We start from the raw sequence: 20,597 nt of genomic DNA, 5'->3' as shown, positions 1-20,597 counted from the left end.
AGGAGCCCCCGTCGCTACGGGTAACCTCCTGGGTCGGCACCCACAACCAGCGGAGGTCCTGATGGGCAGCGTCGTCGTCATCACCGGCTCGGCCGGTCTCATCGGATCGGAGTCGGTCCGTCACTTCGCCGCCCTCGGCATGGACGTGGTCGGTGTCGACAACGACATGCGCGGCTATTTCTTCGGCGCGGACGGCTCCACCAAGTGGAACCTGGACCGCCTCACGAAGGACCTCGGCGCCAAGTACACGCACTATTCGCTGGACATCCGCGACCGCGAGGGCCTGGGCCGGCTCTTCGCGGAGTACGGGAAGAACATCGGTCTGGTCATTCACGCCGCTGCGCAGCCGAGCCACGACTGGGCCGCCCGCGAGCCGTTCACCGACTTCGACGTCAACGCCGTCGGCACGCTCAACATGCTGGAGGCGGCGCGCCGGCACGCGATCGAGGCGCCGTTCATCTTCACCTCGACCAACAAGGTGTACGGCGACACGCCGAACTCCCTGCCGCTGATCGAGAAGGCGACCCGCTGGGAGCTGCCGGAGGACCACAAGTGGTTCGACGGCATCGACGAGACCATGTCGATCGACAGCAGCCTGCACTCGATCTTCGGCGCCAGCAAGGTGGCCGCCGACGTCATGGTCCAGGAGTACGGGCGCTATTTCGACATGCCCACTGCGGTGTTCCGGGGTGGCACGCTGACCGGTCCCGGTCACTCGGCGGCCGAACTGCACGGCTTCCTGGCGTACGTGATGCGCTGCGTCATGGAGGGCCGGCTCTACAAGATCTACGGCTACAAGGGCAAGCAGATCCGCGACGCGATCCACTCGCACGACCTGGTCTCGGCGTTCGAGGCGTTCCAGAAGGCGCCGCGGGTCGCCGAGGTCTACAACATGGGCGGCGGCCGGCACTCGCACTGCAGCGTGCTCGAGGCGTTCAGCATCGCCTCGGAGATCACCGGCATCGAGGCGAACACCGAATACGTCGACGAGAACCGGATCGGCGACCACCAGTGGTGGGTCAGCAGCACCGCCCGCTTCGAGGAGCATTACCCCGAGTGGAAGCTGACCTACGACGTTCCGGCGATCCTTCGCGAGATGTACGAGGCGAACCAGGACGTCTGGAAGGCATAGCGCGCGCGGAGGGTAGCGCAGCAGTCAGGCATAGTTTCCGGATCTGTTCCACGAAAAGGGCCGCGAGGCCCTTTTCCCATTTCCGGGGCACGTTTATCGCGGCGGCGCACACGGTGTGCGACTTTCTCCCGCTGGCTGAGAATGTGTCGGCAAATCGCTGTGGTTTACCTGGAAGTACGCGTCTCCTAATCCGCAGTTAATGATTTTTGAGTATTTTTACCTAATGTCCGACTTGACGCAGTTGTTGCGCCGGGACTTGCCGGCGTCCATCGTCGTTTTCCTGATCGCCATCCCGTTGTCCCTGGGTATCGCCGCGGCATCCGGAGCCCCGCTGCTGGCGGGGTTGGTCGCCGCGGTTGTCGGCGGCATCGTCGCAGGCGCCCTCGGTGGCGCCCCATTGCAGGTCAGCGGCCCGGCCGCCGGTCTGACCGTGATCGTGGCCGGAGCCGTGGCGGACTTCGGGTTCGCCGGCACCGCCGCGATCGTGGCCGCCGCCGGAATCGTCCAGATCCTGCTCGGCGTCTCCCGCCTGGGACGCGCCGCCCTCGCCCTCTCGCCCGCCGTCGTGCACGGCATGCTGGCCGGTATCGGCCTGGTCATCGCCCTCGGCCAGGTCCACGTGCTGCTCGGCGGAGCACCGCACAGCAACGCCTGGGACAACCTCCGGCAGTTGCCGGCCCAGATCGTCGACCACCACGGGCCGGCCGCTCTGCTCGGTCTGCTCACCGTGGGCATCCTGGTGCTCTGGCCGCGGGTGGTGAAGGTCTCCGTGCTGCCGGCCGCCCTGGTCGCGGTCGTCGGGGTGACGACGCTCGCCGCGGTCTGGGGCGCCGACGTGGTCCGGGTCGACCTGCCGGAGGAGCCGCTCGCGGAGCTGATCACCCCGGCCTGGCCGGACGCGCCGATTCACCGGATCACCGTCGCGGTGTTCACCATCGCGCTGGTCGCCAGCGTGGAGTCGCTGCTCTCCGCGGTCGCCGTGGACAAGATGCACGACGGGCCGCGCGCCCGGCTCGACAAGGAGCTGGTCGCTCAGGGCACCGCCAACACCGTCTCCGGCCTGCTCGGCGGTCTGCCGGTCACCGGCGTGATCGTCCGCAGCTCGACCAATGTCGCGGCCGGCGCCAGGACCCGGGCGTCGGCGATCCTGCACGGCGTCTGGATCGCGGTGTTCGTGCTGCTCTGCGCGTCGCTGCTGGAGATGATCCCGATGGCCGTGCTCGCCGCGGTGCTGATCGTGGTCGGGGTGAAGCTGATCAACCTCGCGCAGATCCGCACCTACGCCCGGCACGGGGAGCTACCGACGTACGCGGTGACCGCCTTGGGGGTTGTCTTCGTCGACCTGCTCACGGGCGTGGCGCTCGGCATGGTGACCGCCGCGGTCCTCATCCTCTGGCGCCTGACCCGATGCGAGATCCGCACCGTGCAGCGCGGACCGGACGCGTGGCTCGTCACGATCAGCGGCACCCTCGCGTTCATCGAGTCGGCCAGACTGACCCGCGAGTTCGGCGCGATCCCGCCCGGCGGGGACGTCGAGGTGGAGTTGCACCTCGACTACCTCGACCATGGTGCCTTCGAGACGATCAAGAGCTGGGAATCGGCGTACGTCCGGTCCGGCGGCCGCGTCCACATCCACGAAGTGCACGACTCGTGGTTCCACCGGGCCACCTCCGGGCGCCTCGGCGGTGGCAAGAGCACCCCGCGCCTGCTCGGCTCGTGGTCCCGCTGGCAGGGCATCAACGAGCAGCGGCGCGACGCGATGGCGGCCGGCATCGCCGAGTTCGAACGCAGCGTCGCCCCGATGGTCCGCCCGCACCTGGCCGCCCTGGCCCGCGACGGGCAACGCCCCGAGCAGCTCTTCATCACGTGCGCGGACTCCCGCCTCGTGCCGAACCTGATCACCGCCAGCGGACCGGGCGACCTGTTCTGCGTCCGCAACGTCGGCAACCTGGTCCCGGCGTACCGGCCGGGTCCGTCCTCGCCGCCGGGTGACTCCTCGGTCGGGGCGGCCGTCGAGTACGCCGTCGACGTCCTCGGCGTCACCACGATCACGGTCTGCGGCCACTCCGGCTGCGGCGCGGTCCGGGCGCTGATGTCCGGCGCGACGGCCCCCGGGTCCGCGCTCGGTGACTGGCTCGGCCTGTCCGGCGCCGACTTCTCCGACCCGGCCGACGAGGAGCGCTGCTGCACCGAGAACGTGGTCCAGCAGCTGGCGAATCTGCGGACCCACCCCGTGGTCCGGGCCGCGGAGTCGGCCGGTCGCCTCCGCCTGACCGGCATGTACTTCGACCTCGCCGAAGCTCGGATGTACGAGGTCGACCCCGTCCTCGGCGTCCGCCGCCCCGTCGAGACCCCCGCCGCCTGACCACCCCGCCACGCGAGGTAGGTGCTGGTCGGCGGGGTGCCGCGACTCACCGCCCCGGCCGGTTCCCATCGTGGTTGTCCGTCCTTGAGCACCACGGTGCGGGCCGGCCGGGAGCCGGCGCGGGCGGGCGGCCCGGATCCCCGGATTCTGTCCCGGATCACGCGGGGCTGCGGCGTGGCCCGGCCGGCACCGGCACCACCTGCACCTCGCCTCGCTCCCCGTGACCCGCGGGACGGAACCTAGCGGGGGTGGACCGTGTCGTCGAGGACTCGGGCGGTGGCCAGGGAGTCGGCGAACGTGTCGGGGGACAGGTCGAGGCCGCCCGGGATCCAGGTGATCCCGGGGCCGGTGGGTTCGGTCATGGACGTGAGGATCTCGTCCGGGGTGAGGCCGGCCGCCCGCAGCGCCCGCAGCTCGCGCGGGTTGACGCCCGGGACCAGCGGGCCGTTGCCGAGGTCGGTCCCGTAGCGGACGGTTCCGCCGTGTTCGACGAAGCGCCGCAGGTTGCCGACGGCCACCTCGCGGGCCGGGTCCGGGTCACCCCAGCCGTGGATGTCCAGGGTGCTGATCCAGGTCATCCGGGCGGCGCAGGCGCGGATCAGGCTGTCCGGGAGGGGTTCGGTCCACGGGGTGTGGGCCAGCAGGTCGGCGCCGGCGTCGAAGGCCGCGGCCACCGTGCCGGGGCCCTCGGCGTGGATGACCACCGGCAGTTCGGCGGCGTGCGCCGCTTCGACCAGGGCGCGCAGCGTGGGCTGGGGCAGCATCGGGCCGGCGGCGTGGGCGGTGACCTTGATCAGGCCGGCTCCGGCGGACCAGGCCTCGGCCACGGCGGTGCCCGCGTCGGCGGGAGAGATGATCTCCCGCCGGCTTCCGGCGGGCGCCCAGGCGCGGTCGCTCGGATAGCCGCCCGGCGCGATCAGGAACGGTCCCGCATAGCGGATCCGGGGCAGCCGCGGATTCCCCGAACCGGCGAGCTTCTGCACCTGCGCCGGGTTGCCGCCGAGGTCCCAGACGCCGGCGACACCACCGGCCCGGACGGTGGCCAGGTCGACCAGGGCCGAGTGCACGTGGGCATCGACCAGCCCCGGGAGGAGCGCGCCGGGGAAACGGCGGACCCCGTCGGGCGGGGCCAGCTCGGCGGGGACGGGCTTGACCACTCCGTCCGGGGCGACGCGCAGCGCCACGCCTTTGCGGACGCGGCCACCCCACCAGATCGCGTCGGCGGTCAGCCAGTCGACACGGGACTCCGGCACCCGGGTCACGGTCGGCCGGGGCTCGCCGGGGAGCGCGGCCCGGGCCGTACGGGCAAAGCAGTTGTCGCCGCCGCAGCCCGCACCGCCGCAGGGGCTCGGGGCGCAGGAGCCGGCGGGCGTGGGTGGAGTGGTCACCGGTGCTTCTCGACGAGGTCGCGGAGGACGGCAAGACCCTGATGGACCTCGGTGAAGCTGGTGCTCAGCGGCGCCGGCCCGATCCGCAGCCCGTCGGGCCGGCGGTAGTCGGGGATGACACCGGCCGCCCAGAGCGGTTCCAGCAGCTGTTCGAAGCCGGGCCGGCGCAGCGTGATGTGGCCGCCGCGGCGTTCCGGGTCGCGCGGGCTGACGATCTCGACGCCGAGCGGGACCAGCCACTCGTCGGCCAGTTCCAGGACGAAGTCGGTGAGCAGTAGCGACTTGGCCCGGACGGCGTCGATCCCGGCCGACGCGAGCATGTCCAGGCTGGCGTGCAGCGGGACCATGGCGAGGATCGGCGGGGTGCCGCTGAGCAGGGCACGGATGCCGGACGCGGCCTCGTAGCCGGGGCCCATCTCGAATGCCGCGCGGTGGCCCATCCAGCCCTGGATCGGCTGGCGCACCGAGTCCTGCAGCGACGAGCGCAGGTAGGCGAACGCGGGCGCGCCCGGCCCGCCGTTGAGGTACTTGTAGGAGCAGCCGACGGCCAGGTCCACGCCCCACGCGTCGAGTTCGATCGGCACCGAGCCGGCCGAGTGGCACAGGTCCCACAGGGTCAGCGCGCCGGCCTCGTGCGCGATCCGGTTGATCCGCGGCACGTCGGCGAGCCAGCCCGACCGGTACGCCACCTGCGAGAACAGGACGAGCGCCGTGTCCTCGTCGAGCACGTCCCGAAGTTGATCGGGCAGAACGCCGGCGGTGGGGTCCGTGGAGATCCACACCAGGTCCAGGTCGCGCTCGGCGGCGATGCCCTCCAGCACGTACCGGTCGGTGGGGAAGTTGTCCGTGTCCAGGACGACCTTGCGCCGGCCGGGTCGCGCGTCGACCGCGGCCCGTGCCAGCTTGTAGAGCAGCACCGTGGTCGAGTCGGCGACCACGGTCTGGCCGGGCGCGGCACCCAGCGCGATCGAGCCGAGCCGGTCACCGAGGGTGAGCGGCCACTCCAGCCAGCCGTCGGTCCAGCCCTGGATGAGCCGCCCGCCCCACTGGTCGCGGACGAAGTCGTCCATCAGCTCGGCGGTCGCGGCCAGGGGCCGGCCCAGCGAGTTGCCGTCGAGGTAGGAGACGACCGACGGCGCCGGCAGGAACCTGTCCCGGAACGACGCCAGCGGGTCGGCGGCGTCCAGGGCGGCGGCCCGATCGAGCAAGGTCAACGGGGGACTCCGATCTCGGTGCGTACGGCATACAGCTCCGGGAAGAATGTCAGATCGAGAGCCGCCTTCAGGAAGTTGACCCCGCTGGAGCCGCCCGTCCCGCGCTTGAAGCCGATCGTGCGTTCCACCGTCTTGAGGTGCCGGAAGCGCCAGAGCTGGAAGTTCTCCTCCAGGTCGACGAGTTCCTCGCAGGCCTCGTAGGCCTCCCAGTGCTGCTCGGCCTTCTCGTAGATCGTCGTGAAGACCGGGACGAGTTCCTCGGTGAACGACCACGCCTCGGTGACGTCCCGGTCCAGGACCGCCGCGGGGACCGGGTGCCCGTGCCGGGCCAGGTAGCGCAGGAACTCGTCGTAGACGCTGGGCGTGCCGAGCAGGTCGTCGAGCAGCGCGTGGGCCTCCGGCTGGTCGTGGAAGATCTGCAGCATCCGGCGGTCCTTGTTGCCGAGCAGGAACTCGACCGCCCGGTACTGGTAGGACTGGAAGCCCGACGACGTGCCGAGGAAGCTGCGGAACTGCGCGTACTCGGTCGGGGTCAGCGTCGCCAGCACCGACCACTGCTCGGTCAGCGTGCGCTGGATGTGCTTGACCCGGGCCAGGCCCTTGAGTGCCGGTCTCAGCTCGTCCTTGGCGAGATGCGCCAGCACCGCCCGCAGCTCGTGAATGACCAGTTTCAGCCAGAGCTCGGACGTCTGATGCTGCAGGATGAAGAGCAGCTCGTCGTGGTGCTCGGGCACGCTCACCGGGTGCTGGGCGTTCAGGATCTCATCGAGGTGCAGATATGCCCCGTACGAGAGATTGACCTTGAAGTCCTTGACGATCCCGTCCTCGATCGGCCGCACTGCCGACATGGTGATCACCTACCTCTGTTTCAGAACAGGAGATCACACCGGGCTGTGGTAGACCCAGCGGGCGTTGTGCCGGACGAACCTGCTCGTCTCGTCCAGCACGCCCGGGGTGCCGTCCTCCCGGAAGTGCGCACGGAACGTGACCGTTCCCTCCGCGTCGAAAAGCGTGCCGCCGGTGCTCTCCAGCACCTCGAGGCGTACCCACCGCAGGCCGGGATCACTCTCCAGGGTGGCCGGGCGGGTGTCCGGATGCCAGGTCGCCAGCACGTAATCGGTCAGGTCGAGGGCGAACGCGCTGAAGCGCGACTTCATGAGATCTCGCGGGTTCTCCGCCGGCTTGCCGTCGTGCAAAGGACCACAACATTGCGCGTACGTCGGTGAGCCGCACGGACATGCCCTCGCGCGCGGTGTTCGCTTGCCTGCCATGCCGGACAGTCTTCCTCAGCCGGCCTGCTGCTCCACGACGATCCCACTGATCACTTTCTGGCAGCGGTCCAGTTCCTCGATGAGGCCCTGCATCTCCTCGATCGCGTCGACCGCGTTCTGCGTGTCGTTGCGGATCCCGCCGACCTGGGTGCCGATCTCACTGGTCGCGGTGGCGGTCTCGTTGGCGAGGTCCTTGACCTCGCTCGCCACGACGGCGAAGCCGCGGCCCGCATCGCCGGCCCGCGCCGCCTCGATGGTGGCGTTGAGCGCCAGCAGGTTGGTCTGCTTGGCGATCGTCGCGATGAGCTGGACGACCTTGCCGATCTCGGTGCTGCTCGCCTCGAGTCGCTGGATCACCTGCACGGCGGTCTCGGCCGCCCGCACCGCGGCCTGGGTGGCGGTGGCCATGTCGTTGCTCACGTTGGCCAACCGGTGCACCGAGTCCCGCTGCCGGTCCTGCGCCGACCAGTCGGTCTGGGCGCCGCCGCCGGACGACCAGCTGTCGTTCTGATCCCAGTCGGTCATGTCGTGGTGATCCCTTTCTTACCGGTAGCTCACAACATCCCATCCGGCGCACCCGTCGCGGAGCGTTTTGCTCGATCTCCCTCCTCAGTGAGGAGTCCTGCAAAATCCAGCAAGCACTGCCGTCGATTTCCGGAGATCCCGCAAATAAAAGTTCGGTTTTTGCAACAAGCTGACGTAGGATTCCGTCGTGACCAAACGTCTTGCCGAGGTGGCGAAGAAGGCCGGGGTCAGCGAGGCGACCGTCAGCCGGGTGCTCAACGGGCGCGACGGCGTCTCCGAGGCCACCCGCGCGTCGGTCCTCACCGCCCTCGACGTCCTGGGCTACGAGCGCCCCACCAAGTTGCGCGGTGAGCGCGCCCGCCTGGTCGGCCTGGTGCTGCCCGAGCTGCAGAACCCGATCTTCCCGGCGCTCGCCGAGGTGGTGACCGCGTCGCTGGCCCAGCGCGGTTTCACCCCGGCGCTGTGCGCGCGCACGATCGGCGGCGTCCCCGAGTCGGATTACGTGGAGATGCTCCTCGATCACCAGGTCTCCGGCGTCATCTTCGCCGGTGGGTCCTACGCGCTGGCCGACGCCTCGCACGAGCACTACCGGCGGCTGACCGACCGTGGCCTGCCGGTCGTGCTGGTCAACGCGGGCGTGGACGAGCTGGGCTTCCCGCGGGTGTCGACCGATGACGCGGTCGCGGTCGAGCAGGCGTTCGGGCATCTGAGGTCGCTCGGCCACGAGCGCATCGGCATGGTGCTCGGGCCGGAGGGGCACATCCCGTCGCGTCGCAAGCTGGCCGCGATGATCCAGGTCGCCGGCTGGGCCGACGATGCCTGGGTGGAGCGTTCCAGCTTCTCCATGGAGGGTGCGCGGGTCGCCGCGACGAAGCTGATCGAGCGCGGCGCGACCGGGATCATCTGCGCCAGCGACGTGCTCGCGCTCGGGGCGATCCGGGCCGCGCGCCGCCTCGGCCGGTCGGTGCCGGCCGACGTCTCGGTGGTCGGGTTCGACGACTCCGCGTTCATGACCTGCACCGATCCACCGCTGACGACGGTCCGCCAGCCGATCGAGACGATGGGTCAGTCGGCCGTCGACATCCTGGTGAGCCAGATCGAGGAGGCCGGCGTGCTGCACGACGAGCTGCTCTTCGAGCCGGAGCTGGTGGTTCGCGGCTCCACGGGGCGGGCCCCGCAGTAAGCGCTGCAAAAACCGGACGGCCGCCCACCGCATCTTGCGGTGGGCGGCCGTTTTTTTGTGCCTGCCGGGCGGAGGAATCCCGGCATACCCAGTCAGACCGCTGGTCGACCACTATCTGCCACTACCTTGTCGTGTCTTTTCAGTGCTCAGTCGAAACCTTGCGGAAACGAGTTCGCCTCGCTACGGTGACTCCACTCACACGCTGAGAAACCAATGCAGATCAATGAACGTCCTGGATAACCGTTCCCGAAGGGATGGACAGATGTCCGCACCGCAGTACCGGAGGGTCGCGGCGTTTGCGCTGGCCGCCGGCCTGGGACTCAGCCTCGCGGCGTGCTCCACCAAGAGCGGCGACGACGACGGCACCAGTGCCGACGGCAAGGTCACCATCACGGTCGACTGCATGCCGGTCGGCACCGAGAAGGACCTGCTGGCCAACTGGAACGCCGACGTCGCCGCGTTCCAGCAGGCCAACCCCGACATCACGGTCAAGAGCGTGAGCGTCGGCACGCAGTGCAACAACCCGCCGGACTTCGCCGCCCGCCTCGCCGGTGGCACCACCACCGACGTCTTCTACGGCTACATGACCGACCTGCAGCAGGTGCTGGACTCCGGTCAGGCCGCGGACATCACGCCGTACCTGAACAAGGACAACATCAGCACCTGGGACGACGTCGACCCGGCGCTCAAGAGCGTCTTCACCGACGGCGGCAAGACGTACGCCGTGCCGGTGAAGAACTATTCGATGGGCCTGGTCTACAACAAGGTGCTGTTCCAGAAGGCCGGTCTCGACCCGGCCAGCCCGCCGAAGACGTGGGCCGAGGTCCGCGCCGCGGCCAAGAAGATCGCCGCCGCCGACCCGAGCGTCGCCGGTTACGCCGACTACAGCGCCGGCAACACCGGTGGCTGGCACTTCACCGCCGAGATCTACTCGCAGGGCGGCCAGGTCCTGAGCGCGGACGGCAAGAAGGCCGACTTCAACAACGCCCAGGGCAAGCAGGTCCTGCAGAACCTCAAGGACATGCGCTACACCGACAACTCGATGGGCAGCCGCCAGCTCCTGCAGTGGGGTGACCTGCTGACCAACGCGGCGGCCGGCAAGGTCGGCATGTTCATCGGCGCGCCGGACACCACCCAGGCGATCGTCTCCAAGTTCAAGGGCAAGTACGAGGACTGGGCCGTCGCCCCGCTGCCCGGTCAGGACGGTCTGGCCAAGGCCACGCTCGGCGGCGGTGAGGGCTACTTCTTCAAGAAGGGCCTGACCGACGCGCAGATCAAGGCCGGGCTGAAGTGGGTCGCCTACGAGAAGCTGACGGTCGGCAAGGGCCAGTTCGACTACCCGCGGGCCAAGCCGCAGAACTACCCGGTCGGCGTGCCGCAGCCGCTGTTGTTCGCCAAGGACAGCGCGACCGCCAAGGCCGAGTTCGACCTGCGCAAGGCGAACGCGAACGTCGACCCCTCGATCTACTCCCAGTTCGAGGCGCAGCAGCTCCCGATCAAGGGTGAGCCGGCCAACGCCCAGGCGATCTACGCGGTGCTCGACTCGGCGATGTCCGGGGTGCTGACCGACCCCAACGCCAACATCGACACGCTGCTCAAGACCGCCGAGGACAAGGTCAACCAGCTGCTGGCCGCCGGCAGCTGATCCGAGCGGGACGGGGGCCCGGGCCCCCGTCCCCCTTCTCTCCCAGGAGTCTTCCCTTGGCGATCATCACCGCCACCCGGCCGGTGGACCGCAGCGCGGCGGCGGCACCGGCCAAGGCCCGCCGCGGCCGCCGGATCCGCGACAACCTCACCGGCTACACGTTCCTGGCCGGCGCGATCCTCTGCTTCGCGGTCTTCACCTGGTACCCGATGGTCCGCGGGATCATCATGAGCTTCCAGCGGACCCGGCGCGGCGTGACCACCTGGGTCGGCTGGGACAACTACACCCGGATCCTCGCCGACCCGAGCTTCTGGCCGGCCTGGAGGAACACCGTCTACTTCACCGTGCTGGCCCTGGTCATCGGGTACGCGGTGCCGTTCTTCGTGGCGATCCTGCTCAACGAGCTGCGCCACGCCAAGGGCTACCTGCGCATCCTGGTCTACCTGCCGGTGATGCTGCCCCCGGCCTCGGCGCTGTTCCTGTTCAAGTTCTACGCGTACGACCCGAGCGACGCCGGCCTGTTCAACGCGATCCTCAGGTTCCTGCACCTGCCCACGTCGCAGTGGATGCAGTCGCCGAGCGCCACGATGCCGGCCATGGTGCTCGCCTCGACCTGGATGAACCTGGGCAGCGCGGTGCTGATCTACCTGGCGTCGCTGCAGAACATCCCCGGTGAGCTCTACGAGGCGGCCGAGCTGGACGGCGCCGGGCTCTGGCGGCGGATCTGGAACGTGACGATCCCGCAGACCAAACTGATCCTCGGCCTGCTCGCGATGATGCAGATCGTCGCCACCATGCAGGTCTTCGTCGAGCCGCTGATCCTCGCCAACGGCGCCGGCACGCAGGACTCGGCGACCACCGTGGCGTACCTGATCTACCAGCACGGCTTCTTCCAGAACGATCTCAACGGCGCCGCGGCGCTGGGCGTGATCATGCTCGGGGCCCTGGCCGTCTTCTCGGCGTTCTACCTGCGCCTGACCACGAAGAACGATTGAGGACGGACACGACGATGGCTCACGACTCCGGCTCCCGCACGCTGATCTCGGCGGCGCAGCTACGGCGCGGCAAGGGCAGGTATCTCTACTGGGCGCTGGTGACGCTCGTCGTCCTCGGGTTCACCCTGGTCTTCATCGGCCCGCTGTACTGGATGGTCACCGGCGCGCTGAAGACCGGTCAGGAGGTGGCGCAGACCCCGCCGACGCTGTGGCCGCGGCACCCGGACTTCAGCAACTACGTCAGCGCCTGGCAGAACCTGAACCTGGGCAAGCTGTTGTTCAACACGTTCTACTACGCGGCGGGCGCGGTGCTGTTCCAACTGGTCCTGGACACCGCCGCGGCGTACGCCTTCTCGAAGCTGCGCCCGGCGCTGGGCAACGTGATCCTCGGCGCGATGCTCGCCACCCTGATGATCCCGACCATCGTCCTGGTCGTCCCGCAGTACGTGACCGTGATCGACCTGCCGGTCCTGCATCTCAACATGCTGGACTCGCCGTTCGCGATCTGGCTGCCGCTGGTCACCAACGCGTTCAACATCTTCCTGCTGAAGCGGTTCTTCGACTCGATCCCGGACGAGCTGATGGCGGCCGCCCAGGTGGACGGCGCCGGTCCGCTGCGCACGCTCTGGTCGATCGTCCTGCCGATGTCGCGCCCGATTCTCGGCGTGGTCTCGATCTTTGCCGTGACCTACGTCTGGAAGGACTTCCTCTGGCCGAAACTGGTCATGCCGTCCCCGGAGACGCGGACGGTCAGCGTCGGCATCTACGCCTTCTCGGGTGGCTCGTCGCAGAACGAGATCATCGCGGCTTCGGTGATCGCGGCGATCCCGACCGTGATCATCTTCCTGATCTTCCAGCGGAACATCATGTCCGGCCTGACCGCGGGCAGCGTCAAGGGCTGAGCCCGGGCCGGGGCCCTCGCTCGACCCGCAAAGCGCAAAAAATGCTGCAATAATACGCAGAAAGTGAGTTTTCGTGTCCGCAAAAGACAGTGCGTGGTGGCGCGACGCGGTCATCTACCAGGTGTACCCCCGGAGTTTCGCCGACTCCGACGGTGACGGCGTCGGCGACATCGACGGCATCCGGGCGCACCTGGGCCACCTCCGCGACCTCGGGGTGGACGCGATCTGGATGAGCCCGTGGTACCCGTCGCCGATGGCGGACGCCGGATACGACGTGGCCGACTTCCGCGACATCGACCCGGCCTTCGGCACGCTGGAGAGCGCGGAGGCGCTGATCGCCGAGGCGCACGAGGCCGGCATCCGGATGATCGTCGACATCGTCCCGAACCACATCTCCTCCGAGCACCCGTGGTTCAAGGCCGCCGTCGCCTCGCCGGACGCACCGGAGCGGGACTACTTCTGGTTCAAGCCGGCCGCCGAGAAGATGCCGACCGGCTGGACGGGGGAGTTCGGCGGGACGACCTGGTCGAAAGCGCCCGACGGCTCGTGGTACCTGCATCTGTTCACCCCGGAGCAGCCGGACCTGAACTGGGAGCATCCGGACGTCAAGGCGGAGTTCGAGGACATCCTGCGGTTCTGGTTCGACCGGGGCGCCGACGGCATCCGGATCGACTCGGCCGCCCTGCTCTTCAAGGACACGACCTTTCCCGAGGTACGGGCGGGGGAGCCCCACCCGTTCCACGACCTCGACGCGGTGCACGACGTGTACCGGGCCTGGCGGCGCGTCGCCGACGAATACCAGGGCCGGGCGCTGATCGGCGAGGTGTGGATGCCGGAGGTGGACCGCTTCACCAACTACCTGCGCGCGGACGAACTGCACGCGGCGTTCAACTTCGACTTCCTCGGGTGCGCCTGGGACCCGGACCTGATGAAGGCCTGTATCGATCGGACGCTGGACGCGCACGCGAAGGTCGACGCGCCACCGACCTGGGTCCTGTCGAACCACGACGTGACCCGGCACGTGACCCGCTACGGCCGCACCGACACCACGTTCAGCTTCGAGAACAACCTCGACGGCACCCCGGTCGACCTGGAACTCGGCACGCGCCGGGCCCGGGCGGCCGCCCTGCTCTCGCTCTCGCTGCCCGGGGCGACCTACGTCTACCAGGGCGAGGAACTGGGCCTCTGGGAGAACGAGAACATCCCCGAAGACCAGATCCAGGATCCGATGTACGCGCGCCGGGGGCACACCCGCGACGGATGCCGGGTGCCGCTGCCGTGGTCGGGCGACGAGCCGCCGTACGGATTCACCACCGCCACTCCATGGCTCCCACAGCCCGCGGAGTGGAAGGACCGCACGGTCCAGGCGCAGACCGGTGACCCCAGCTCGATGCTGGAACTCTATCGCTCGGCGATCCGGCTACGACGTACGCAGAAATCGGGTTTTGCCTGGTTGGACCTCGGCGAGGGGGTGCTCGCCTGGACAAGGGGCGACGACTTCGCGTGCGTGCTCAACCTTTCCGGTGCTCCCGTTCCCCTGCCGGAGCACCGGACCATCCTGCTCGCCAGCGGCCCTCTCGACGGTGACCTCATCCCCCAGGACACCGCGGTCTGGCTGCAGTCGTAGGCGATCGGCGCGCCTCCGGTTCCACCGCCGGGGGCGCACCTGGAGTAACACCCGGGGGCCGGCCACACCAAGGAAGGGACCCATGGCCAACCGCACCGCCCCACTCGCTGTCGCCGCCGCCGTCCTAGCGGCTGCCGTCACCACGATGGTGACCTGGCAATCCACCCCGGCGCAGGCCGCCGGACTCTCCCCGTTCGACGTCGCCGGGCGCGGCGCGACCGTGCCGTTCACCGAGATCGAGGCCGAGAAGGCCGCGACGAACGGCACGTCCACCGGCACCGACCGGACCTACGGCACACTCTCCTCCGAGGCCTCCGGCCGGGAGGCGGTCACCCTCGACGCCGCGGGTGAGTACGTCGAGTTCACCCTGACCAAGCCGGCCAACGCGGTCACCTTCCGGTACAGCGTGCCGGACGGCAGGAGCGGGTCGCTGGACCTGCGGACCGGCTCGACACTGATCACGACCGTGCCGGTGACCTCGAAGTATGCCTGGTACTACGGCTACTACCCGTTCACCAACAACCCGGGGGACGGGCGGCCGCACCACTTCTACGACGAGGCGCGGGCGCTGTTCGAGACGACGTACGCGGCCGGCACCAAGATCCGGATCCAGGTGAGCTCGACCGCGCAGTCACCCAGCTTCACGATCGACCTGGCCGACTTCGAGAACGTGCCCGGCCCGATCGGCAAGCCGTCCGGCGCGATCGACGCGGTCGCCGACTACGGCGCCGACCCGACCGGCGCCACCGACTCCACCGCCAGGATCCAGGCTGCGGTGAACGCCGGCTCGGCCGCCGGCCGGGTCGTCTACCTCCCGCCGGGCAACTACACGCTGTACAGCCACGTGATCGTCGACCGGGTCACCCTGGCCGGGGCCGGCCCCTGGTACACCGTGCTCGGCGGGCGCCACCCGAGCCAGCGCAACCTGGCCGCCGGGATCTACGGCAAGTACACCGGACAGGGCGGCCCGAGCCAGAACGTCACCGTCAAGGACCTCGCGATCATCGGCGACATCCAGGAACGGGTCGACGAGGACCAGGTCAACGCGTTCGGCGGCGCCATGTCGAACTCGACGATCGACAACGTGTGGATGCAGCACACCAAGGTCGGCGCGTGGATGGACGGGCCGATGGACCGGTTCACGATCAGGAACAGCCGGATCCTGGACCAGACCGCGGACGGCGTGAACTTCCACATCGGCGTCACCAACTCGGTGGTCACCAACACGTTCGTCCGCAACACCGGGGACGACGGGCTGGCCATGTGGGCCGAGAACACGCCGAACGTCGGCAACTCGTTCACCCACAACACCGTGGTCGCGCCGATCCTGGCCAACAACATCGTCAGCTACGGCGGGCGGGACATCACGATCAGCGACAACGTGCTGGCCGAGACCGTCACCAACGGTGGTGGCCTGCACGTCGGCAACCGCTACCCGGGGGTGCAGGGCGCGACCGCGGTCGCCGGCACGTGGACGATGGCGCGGAACACGCTGATCCGGACCGGGAACTCCGACTACAACTGGAACTTCGGGATCGGTGCGCTCTGGTTCTGGCCCGACTCGGGCGCGATCAGCGGGGCGACGCTCAACGTGACCGACACCGACATCCTGGACAGCTCGTACGCCGGGATCCAGTGGATCGGGAACAGCACCAGCGGGCTGAACCTGACCAACGTGAACATCGCCGGGGCCGGCACGTTCGCGCTGCAGGCACAGGCACCGGTCACCGCGACGTTCACCAATGTCAGGGCGACCGGGATCGCGCAGAACCCGCCGACGTACAGCTGCGTGGGTTCGGGTCTGGCGATCACCGACGGTGGTGGCAACTCGGGGTGGCAGACGGCCAGTCCCTACTGCGGGCCGTGGCCGGCGCCGCAGTGGAACAACTCCACCACCACGCCGTCGAATCCGCCGACCTCCGCACCGACGCCCAGCACCGGTCCGAGCACGCCGACGCCGACCGGCAACCTCGCGGCCGGCCGCCCGGTGACCGCGACCGGTCAGGCTGACGTCTACGGGCCCGGCAACGCCACCGACGGCAACGCGAACACCTACTGGGAGAGCACGAACAACGCGTTCCCGCAGTCGATCACGGTCGACCTCGGACAGAGCCGCGCGCTCACCCGGATCGTCCTGAAGCTGCCCCCGGCCACGGCCTGGGCCACCCGGACCCAGACGCTGTCCGTCCTCGGCAGCACCGACGGCTCGGCGTACAGCACGGTCAAGGCGAGCACCGGTTACACCTTCAACCCGGCGAGCGGTAACACCGTCACCATCCCGGTCACCACCACCCAGCGCTACCTGCGACTCACCTTCACGGGCAACACCGGCTGGCCCGCGGGTCAGCTCTCCGAGTTCGAGGCGTACGCCGGCTGAGCCGGCCGCGCAGCAGAAGACCCGTAACAGAAGCCCGGTAGTCCCCGCCGGGCGGCCATCCACCAGGTCGCCCGGCGGTCCTCGTATCACCTCTCGAAGGAAGGTGCGCTCCCGCATGTCCAGATTCAGGCTCATAGCCGCCGCGGCGGCCGCGAGCGTAGTCGCGGCGCTCGTCCATGCGCCCGCCGCGCTGGCCGCCGGCCCCGACCTCGCCGCCGGTAAGACGTTCAGCGCCTCCAGCTACACCGACGTCTACCCGGCCGGCAACGCCGGTGACAGCAACGCCAACACCTACTGGGAGAGCAGCAACAACGCCTTCCCGCAGTGGCTGCAGGTCGACCTGGGTACGTCCACCCAGGTCAACCAGGCCGTCCTCAAGCTGCCCCCGGCCACCGCCTGGAGCACCCGCACCGAGACGCTGTCGATCACCGGTAGCACCGACGGCAGCTCGTTCAGCACGCTCAAGGCGAGCGCCGGCTACACGTTCAACCCGGCCTCGGGCAACACCGTGACCGTCGACCTGACCACGGTGAGCACCCGGTTCCTGCGGTTGAACTTCACCGCGAACACCGCGTGGCCGGCCGGTCAGTTGTCCGAGCTGGAGGTCTACGGCCCGGTCAGCGGGGACAGCCAGGCGCCGAGCGCGCCGGGGAACCTGACCTGGACCCAGCCGGCGAGCGGGCAGATCCGGCTGAACTGGAACGCCTCCACCGACAACGTCGGCGTGACCGGTTATGACATCTACGCCAACGGCCAGCTCCGGACGTCGGTGGCCGGGAACGTGCTCACGTACACCGACAGCCAGCCGGACTCGGCGACCGTCGCCTACTACGTCCGGGCCAAGGACGCGGCCGGGAACGTCTCCGGCGACAGCAACACCGTGACCCGCACCGGCGCGACCGGGGACAGCCAGGCGCCGACCACGCCGGGGACGCTGACCTACACGACGCCGGCCAGCGGGCAGATCAGGCTGAGCTGGGGTGCGTCGACCGACAACGTGGGGGTGACCGGCTACAACGTCTACGTCAACGGGGCGCTGAAGACGACGGTCACCGGGACGACGTACACCGACAGCGTGGCCGACACCGCGACCGTGTCCTACTACGTGAAGGCGCGGGACGCGGCCGGCAACGAGTCGGCGGCGAGCAACACCGTGACCCGGACCGGCGCCCCGCAGACCGGCACGAACCTCGCGGTCGGCAAGCCGATCGAGGCCAGCTCGTCGGTCTTCACGTTCGTCGCGGCCAACGCGAACGACAACGACACCGCCACCTACTGGGAGGGCTCGGCCTACCCGGCGAACCTGACCGTCAAGCTGGGTGCGAACGCGACCGTCTCCTCGATCGTCGTCAAGCTGAACCCGGGGACCGACTGGGGGACCCGGCAGCAGACGTTCGCGGTGCTCGGGCGGGAGCAGTCCTCGTCGAGCTACACCACGATCGTGGGATCCACGACGTACACCTTCAATCCCTCGACCGGCAACACGGTGACCGTTCCGGTCTCCGCGACCACCGCGGACGTCCGGCTCTCCTTCACCGCGAACACCGGCGCGCCCAGCGGCCAGGTCGCGGAACTGCAGGTCATCGGCACCGCCGCGCCGAACCCGGACCTGACCGTCACCGGCCTGGCCACCTCCCCGGCGTCGCCGGTGGAAACCGACGCGATCACGCTGTCGGCCACGGTCCGCAACGCCGGCACGGCCGCCTCGGCCGCCTCCTCGATCAACTTCTACCTGGGTACGGCCAAAGCCGGCACCGCCACGGTAGCCGCGCTCGCCGCCGGAGCCGGCACGACCGTCACCACCTCGATCGGCGCGCGCGACGCCGGCACGTACGCGGTCAGCGCGATCGTCGACGAGGCGAACACGGTGATCGAGACCAACGACGCCAACAACTCCTACACCAGCCCGTCGAACCTGGTCGTCGCCCCGGTCAGCAGCTCCGACCTGGTCGCGTCGGTCGTCTCGTGGTCGCCCGGCAACCCGTCGGCCGGTCAGACGGTCACGTTCGCGGCGACACTGAAGAACCAGGGCACCGCGGCCACCGGCAGCGGCGCGCACAACGTCACCGTGACCGTGCTCAACGGGTCGACGACGGTCAAGACGTTCACCGGGTCGTACACCGGCACCCTCGCCGCCGGCGCGTCCTCGCCGTCGATCAGCCTCGGTACCTGGACCGCGGTGAACGGCAAGTACACGGTCCGGACCGTGGTCGCCGCCGACCCCGACGAACTGCCGGTCAAGCAGGGCAACAACACCAGCGAGAAGCCGTTCTTCGTCGGGCGTGGGGCGAACATGCCGTACGACATGTACGAGGCCGAGGACGGCACGACCGGTGGCGGCGCGACGGTCGTCGGCCCCAACCGCACGGTCGGTGACCTGGCCGGCGAGGCGTCCGGGCGTAAGGCCGTGACGCTGAACCAGACCGGGTCGTACGTCCAGTGGACCACCCGGGCGGCGACGAACACCGTGGTCGCGCGCTTCTCGATCCCGGACGGCACCACCAGTTCGATCAACGTCTACGTCAACGGGTCGCTGGCCAAGACCCTGCCGCTGACCTCGAAGTACGCCTGGCTCTACGGCAACGAGACGGCGCCGCAGAACTCCGGCAGCGGGCCGCGGCACATCTACGACGAGGCGAACACCCTGCTGAGCGGGTCGTTCCCGGCCGGCAGCACGATCAAGCTGCAGAAGGACTCGGGCAACAGCGGGACCATCGCGATCGACTTCATCAACCTGGAGCAGGTCGCCCCGATCGCCAACCCGGATGCCTCTCGTTACGTGGTGCCGGCCGGTTTTGATCAGCAGTCGGTGCAGAACGCGCTGGACGCCGCGCGGCAGGACACCACCAAGCTCGGTGTCTACCTGCCCGCCGGTGACTACCAGACGTCGAACAAGTTCCAGGTGTACGGGCGTTCGGTGCGCGTCGTCGGCGCCGGCCCCTGGTACACCCGCTTCTACACCCCGTCGACACAGACCGAGACCGACGCCGGGTTCCGGGCCGACGCCACCGCCAACGGCTCGACGTTCGCGAACTTCGCGTTCTTCGGCAACTACACGATCCGCATCGACGGCCCGGGCAAGGTGTTCGACTTCGCCAACGTCGCGAACGTCACGATCGACAACATCTGGGCCGAGCACGTGGTCTGCCTCTACTGGGGCGCGAACACCGACAACATGGTGATCAAGAATTCCCGCATCCGGGACACGTTCGCCGACGGCGTCAACATGACCAACGGCAGCACCGGCAACCTGGTCGACAACAACGACGCCCGGGCCACCGGGGACGACTCGTTCGCGCTCTTCTCGGCGATCGACGCGGGTGGCTCCGACGAGATCAACAACACCTACTCCAACCTGTCCACCACGCTGACCTGGCGGGCCGCCGGTATCGCGGTCTACGGCGGGTACGCCAACACGTTCAAGAACATCTACATCGCCGACACGCTGGTCTACTCGGGCATCACGATCAGTTCGCTGGACTTCGGGTACCCGATGAACGGCTTCGGCGCCAACCCGCCCACGGTGTTCGACAACATCTCGATCGTCCGGGCCGGCGGCCACTTCTGGGGCGCGCAGGTCTTCCCCGCGATCTGGCTGTTCAGCGCATCCAAGGTGTTCCAGGGCATCCGGGTCAGCAACGTCGACATCGTCGACCCGACGTACTCCGGGATCATGTTCCAGACCCAGTACGACGGCGCCGGCCGGCCGGTGAACCCGATCACCGACACGGTCCTCACCAACGTGACCATCACCGGCGCCCAGAAGAGCGGCGATGCCTACGACGCCAAGAGCGGCTACGGCATCTGGGCCAACCCACTGCCCGAGTCGGGCCAGGGGCCGGCGGTCGGCTCGGCCACCTTCACCGACCTGACCCTGAGCAACAATTACAAGGACATCGAGAACCCGACGTCCACGTTCACCATCACGCGCAACTGATCGGTCGGTCCTGCGTGCCCGCGGTCGTCTTCCGGC

14 protein-coding genes are annotated in these 20,597 nt (G+C 69.1%); 9 read left to right on the top strand and 5 right to left on the bottom strand.

Translation table 11 applies throughout. The features are described 5' to 3' along the window. Positions 1–61 precede the first annotated feature (61 nt). Together ACH442_RS22705 and ACH442_RS22700 are read left to right on the top strand one after the other, a co-directional pair. A complete protein-coding gene (locus tag ACH442_RS22705) occupies positions 62–1,132 on the top strand; it encodes an NAD-dependent epimerase/dehydratase family protein (protein WP_396340077.1) in 1,071 nt (356 codons plus the stop codon). 223 nt (positions 1,133–1,355) lie between these two features. Beyond that, positions 1,356–3,497 carry a bifunctional SulP family inorganic anion transporter/carbonic anhydrase gene (locus tag ACH442_RS22700; protein ID WP_396340076.1) on the top strand — a complete coding sequence of 714 codons (2,142 nt, stop codon included), beginning with the start codon at positions 1,356–1,358 and terminating at the stop codon, positions 3,495–3,497. 239 nt (positions 3,498–3,736) lie between these two features. On the opposite strand, the gene ACH442_RS22695 is transcribed toward ACH442_RS22700, so the two are convergent. From ACH442_RS22695 to ACH442_RS22675, 5 genes are all read right to left on the bottom strand, one after another. Beyond that, positions 3,737–4,885 carry an amidohydrolase gene (locus ACH442_RS22695; RefSeq protein ID WP_396340075.1) on the bottom strand — a complete coding sequence of 383 codons (1,149 nt, stop codon included), beginning with the start codon at positions 4,883–4,885 and terminating at the stop codon, positions 3,737–3,739. Continuing rightward, on the bottom strand, positions 4,882–6,099 hold the full coding sequence (kynU, locus tag ACH442_RS22690; RefSeq protein ID WP_396340074.1) for a kynureninase: 1,218 nt from the start codon (positions 6,097–6,099) through the stop codon (positions 4,882–4,884). The genes ACH442_RS22695 and kynU overlap by 4 nt, the downstream gene beginning before the upstream one ends. Continuing rightward, positions 6,096–6,947 (bottom strand): tryptophan 2,3-dioxygenase, encoded by an 852-nt coding sequence (gene kynA / locus ACH442_RS22685; RefSeq protein ID WP_396340073.1) that lies wholly within the window; start codon positions 6,945–6,947, stop codon positions 6,096–6,098. Before kynA ends, kynU begins: the two co-directional genes overlap by 4 nt. 33 nt (positions 6,948–6,980) lie before the next feature. Beyond that, complete coding sequence (locus ACH442_RS22680) at positions 6,981–7,256, bottom strand: YchJ family protein (RefSeq protein WP_396340072.1); 276 nt, start codon at positions 7,254–7,256, stop codon at positions 6,981–6,983. A 129-nt stretch (positions 7,257–7,385) separates the two neighbouring features. Further along, on the bottom strand, positions 7,386–7,895 hold the full coding sequence (locus ACH442_RS22675) for a methyl-accepting chemotaxis protein (protein WP_396340071.1): 510 nt from the start codon (positions 7,893–7,895) through the stop codon (positions 7,386–7,388). 187 nt (positions 7,896–8,082) lie between these two features. Here ACH442_RS22675 and ACH442_RS22670 point away from each other — a divergent pair, with 187 nt between their 5' ends. The 7 genes from ACH442_RS22670 (at position 8,083) to ACH442_RS22640 (ending at position 20,561) form a co-directional block, all read left to right on the top strand. Further along, positions 8,083–9,078, top strand: coding sequence for a LacI family DNA-binding transcriptional regulator (locus ACH442_RS22670; RefSeq protein WP_396340070.1), 996 nt, complete (start codon positions 8,083–8,085; stop codon positions 9,076–9,078). Positions 9,079–9,340: 262 nt separating this feature from the next. After that, on the top strand, positions 9,341–10,723 hold the full coding sequence (locus ACH442_RS22665) for an ABC transporter substrate-binding protein (protein ID WP_396340069.1): 1,383 nt from the start codon (positions 9,341–9,343) through the stop codon (positions 10,721–10,723). Positions 10,724–10,779: 56 nt separating this feature from the next. Continuing rightward, positions 10,780–11,718 (top strand): carbohydrate ABC transporter permease, encoded by a 939-nt coding sequence (locus ACH442_RS22660; protein ID WP_396340068.1) that lies wholly within the window; start codon positions 10,780–10,782, stop codon positions 11,716–11,718. Between the two features lie 14 nt (positions 11,719–11,732). Beyond that, entirely contained in the window at positions 11,733–12,620 is an 888-nt protein-coding gene (locus ACH442_RS22655) for a carbohydrate ABC transporter permease (RefSeq protein ID WP_396340067.1), read from the top strand. A gap of 73 nt (positions 12,621–12,693) precedes the next feature. Beyond that, positions 12,694–14,247: a glycoside hydrolase family 13 protein gene (locus tag ACH442_RS22650; protein WP_396340066.1), complete on the top strand. Its 1,554-nt coding sequence runs from the start codon at positions 12,694–12,696 to the stop codon at positions 14,245–14,247. 82 nt (positions 14,248–14,329) lie between these two features. Next, positions 14,330–16,624 (top strand): discoidin domain-containing protein, encoded by a 2,295-nt coding sequence (locus ACH442_RS22645; RefSeq protein ID WP_396340065.1) that lies wholly within the window; start codon positions 14,330–14,332, stop codon positions 16,622–16,624. Positions 16,625–16,739: 115 nt separating this feature from the next. Beyond that, positions 16,740–20,561 (top strand): discoidin domain-containing protein, encoded by a 3,822-nt coding sequence (locus tag ACH442_RS22640; protein WP_396340064.1) that lies wholly within the window; start codon positions 16,740–16,742, stop codon positions 20,559–20,561. Positions 20,562–20,597: the final 36 nt, after the last annotated feature.

It is taken from the genome of Actinoplanes sp. NPDC020271 (genome assembly GCF_044388125.1).
GTDB lineage: Bacteria > Actinomycetota > Actinomycetes > Mycobacteriales > Micromonosporaceae > Actinoplanes.
This window is presented reverse-complemented; position numbering and strand designations above follow the sequence as displayed.

What these genes read in the sequence shown, in the direction of transcription:
- ACH442_RS22705 (WP_396340077.1), top strand. Translation starts at nt 62, where the DNA reads ATGGGCAGCGTCGTCGTCATCACCGGCTCGGCCGGTCTCATCGGATCG.
- ACH442_RS22700 (WP_396340076.1), top strand. Translation starts at nt 1,356, where the DNA reads ATGTCCGACTTGACGCAGTTGTTGCGCCGGGACTTGCCGGCGTCCATC.
- kynA (WP_396340073.1), bottom strand. Translation starts at nt 6,947, where the DNA reads ATGTCGGCAGTGCGGCCGATCGAGGACGGGATCGTCAAGGACTTCAAG.
- ACH442_RS22680 (WP_396340072.1), bottom strand. Translation starts at nt 7,256, where the DNA reads ATGAAGTCGCGCTTCAGCGCGTTCGCCCTCGACCTGACCGATTACGTG.
- ACH442_RS22675 (WP_396340071.1), bottom strand. Translation starts at nt 7,895, where the DNA reads ATGACCGACTGGGATCAGAACGACAGCTGGTCGTCCGGCGGCGGCGCC.
- ACH442_RS22665 (WP_396340069.1), top strand. Translation starts at nt 9,341, where the DNA reads ATGTCCGCACCGCAGTACCGGAGGGTCGCGGCGTTTGCGCTGGCCGCC.
- ACH442_RS22655 (WP_396340067.1), top strand. Translation starts at nt 11,733, where the DNA reads ATGGCTCACGACTCCGGCTCCCGCACGCTGATCTCGGCGGCGCAGCTA.
- ACH442_RS22645 (WP_396340065.1), top strand. Translation starts at nt 14,330, where the DNA reads ATGGCCAACCGCACCGCCCCACTCGCTGTCGCCGCCGCCGTCCTAGCG.
- ACH442_RS22640 (WP_396340064.1), top strand. Translation starts at nt 16,740, where the DNA reads ATGTCCAGATTCAGGCTCATAGCCGCCGCGGCGGCCGCGAGCGTAGTC.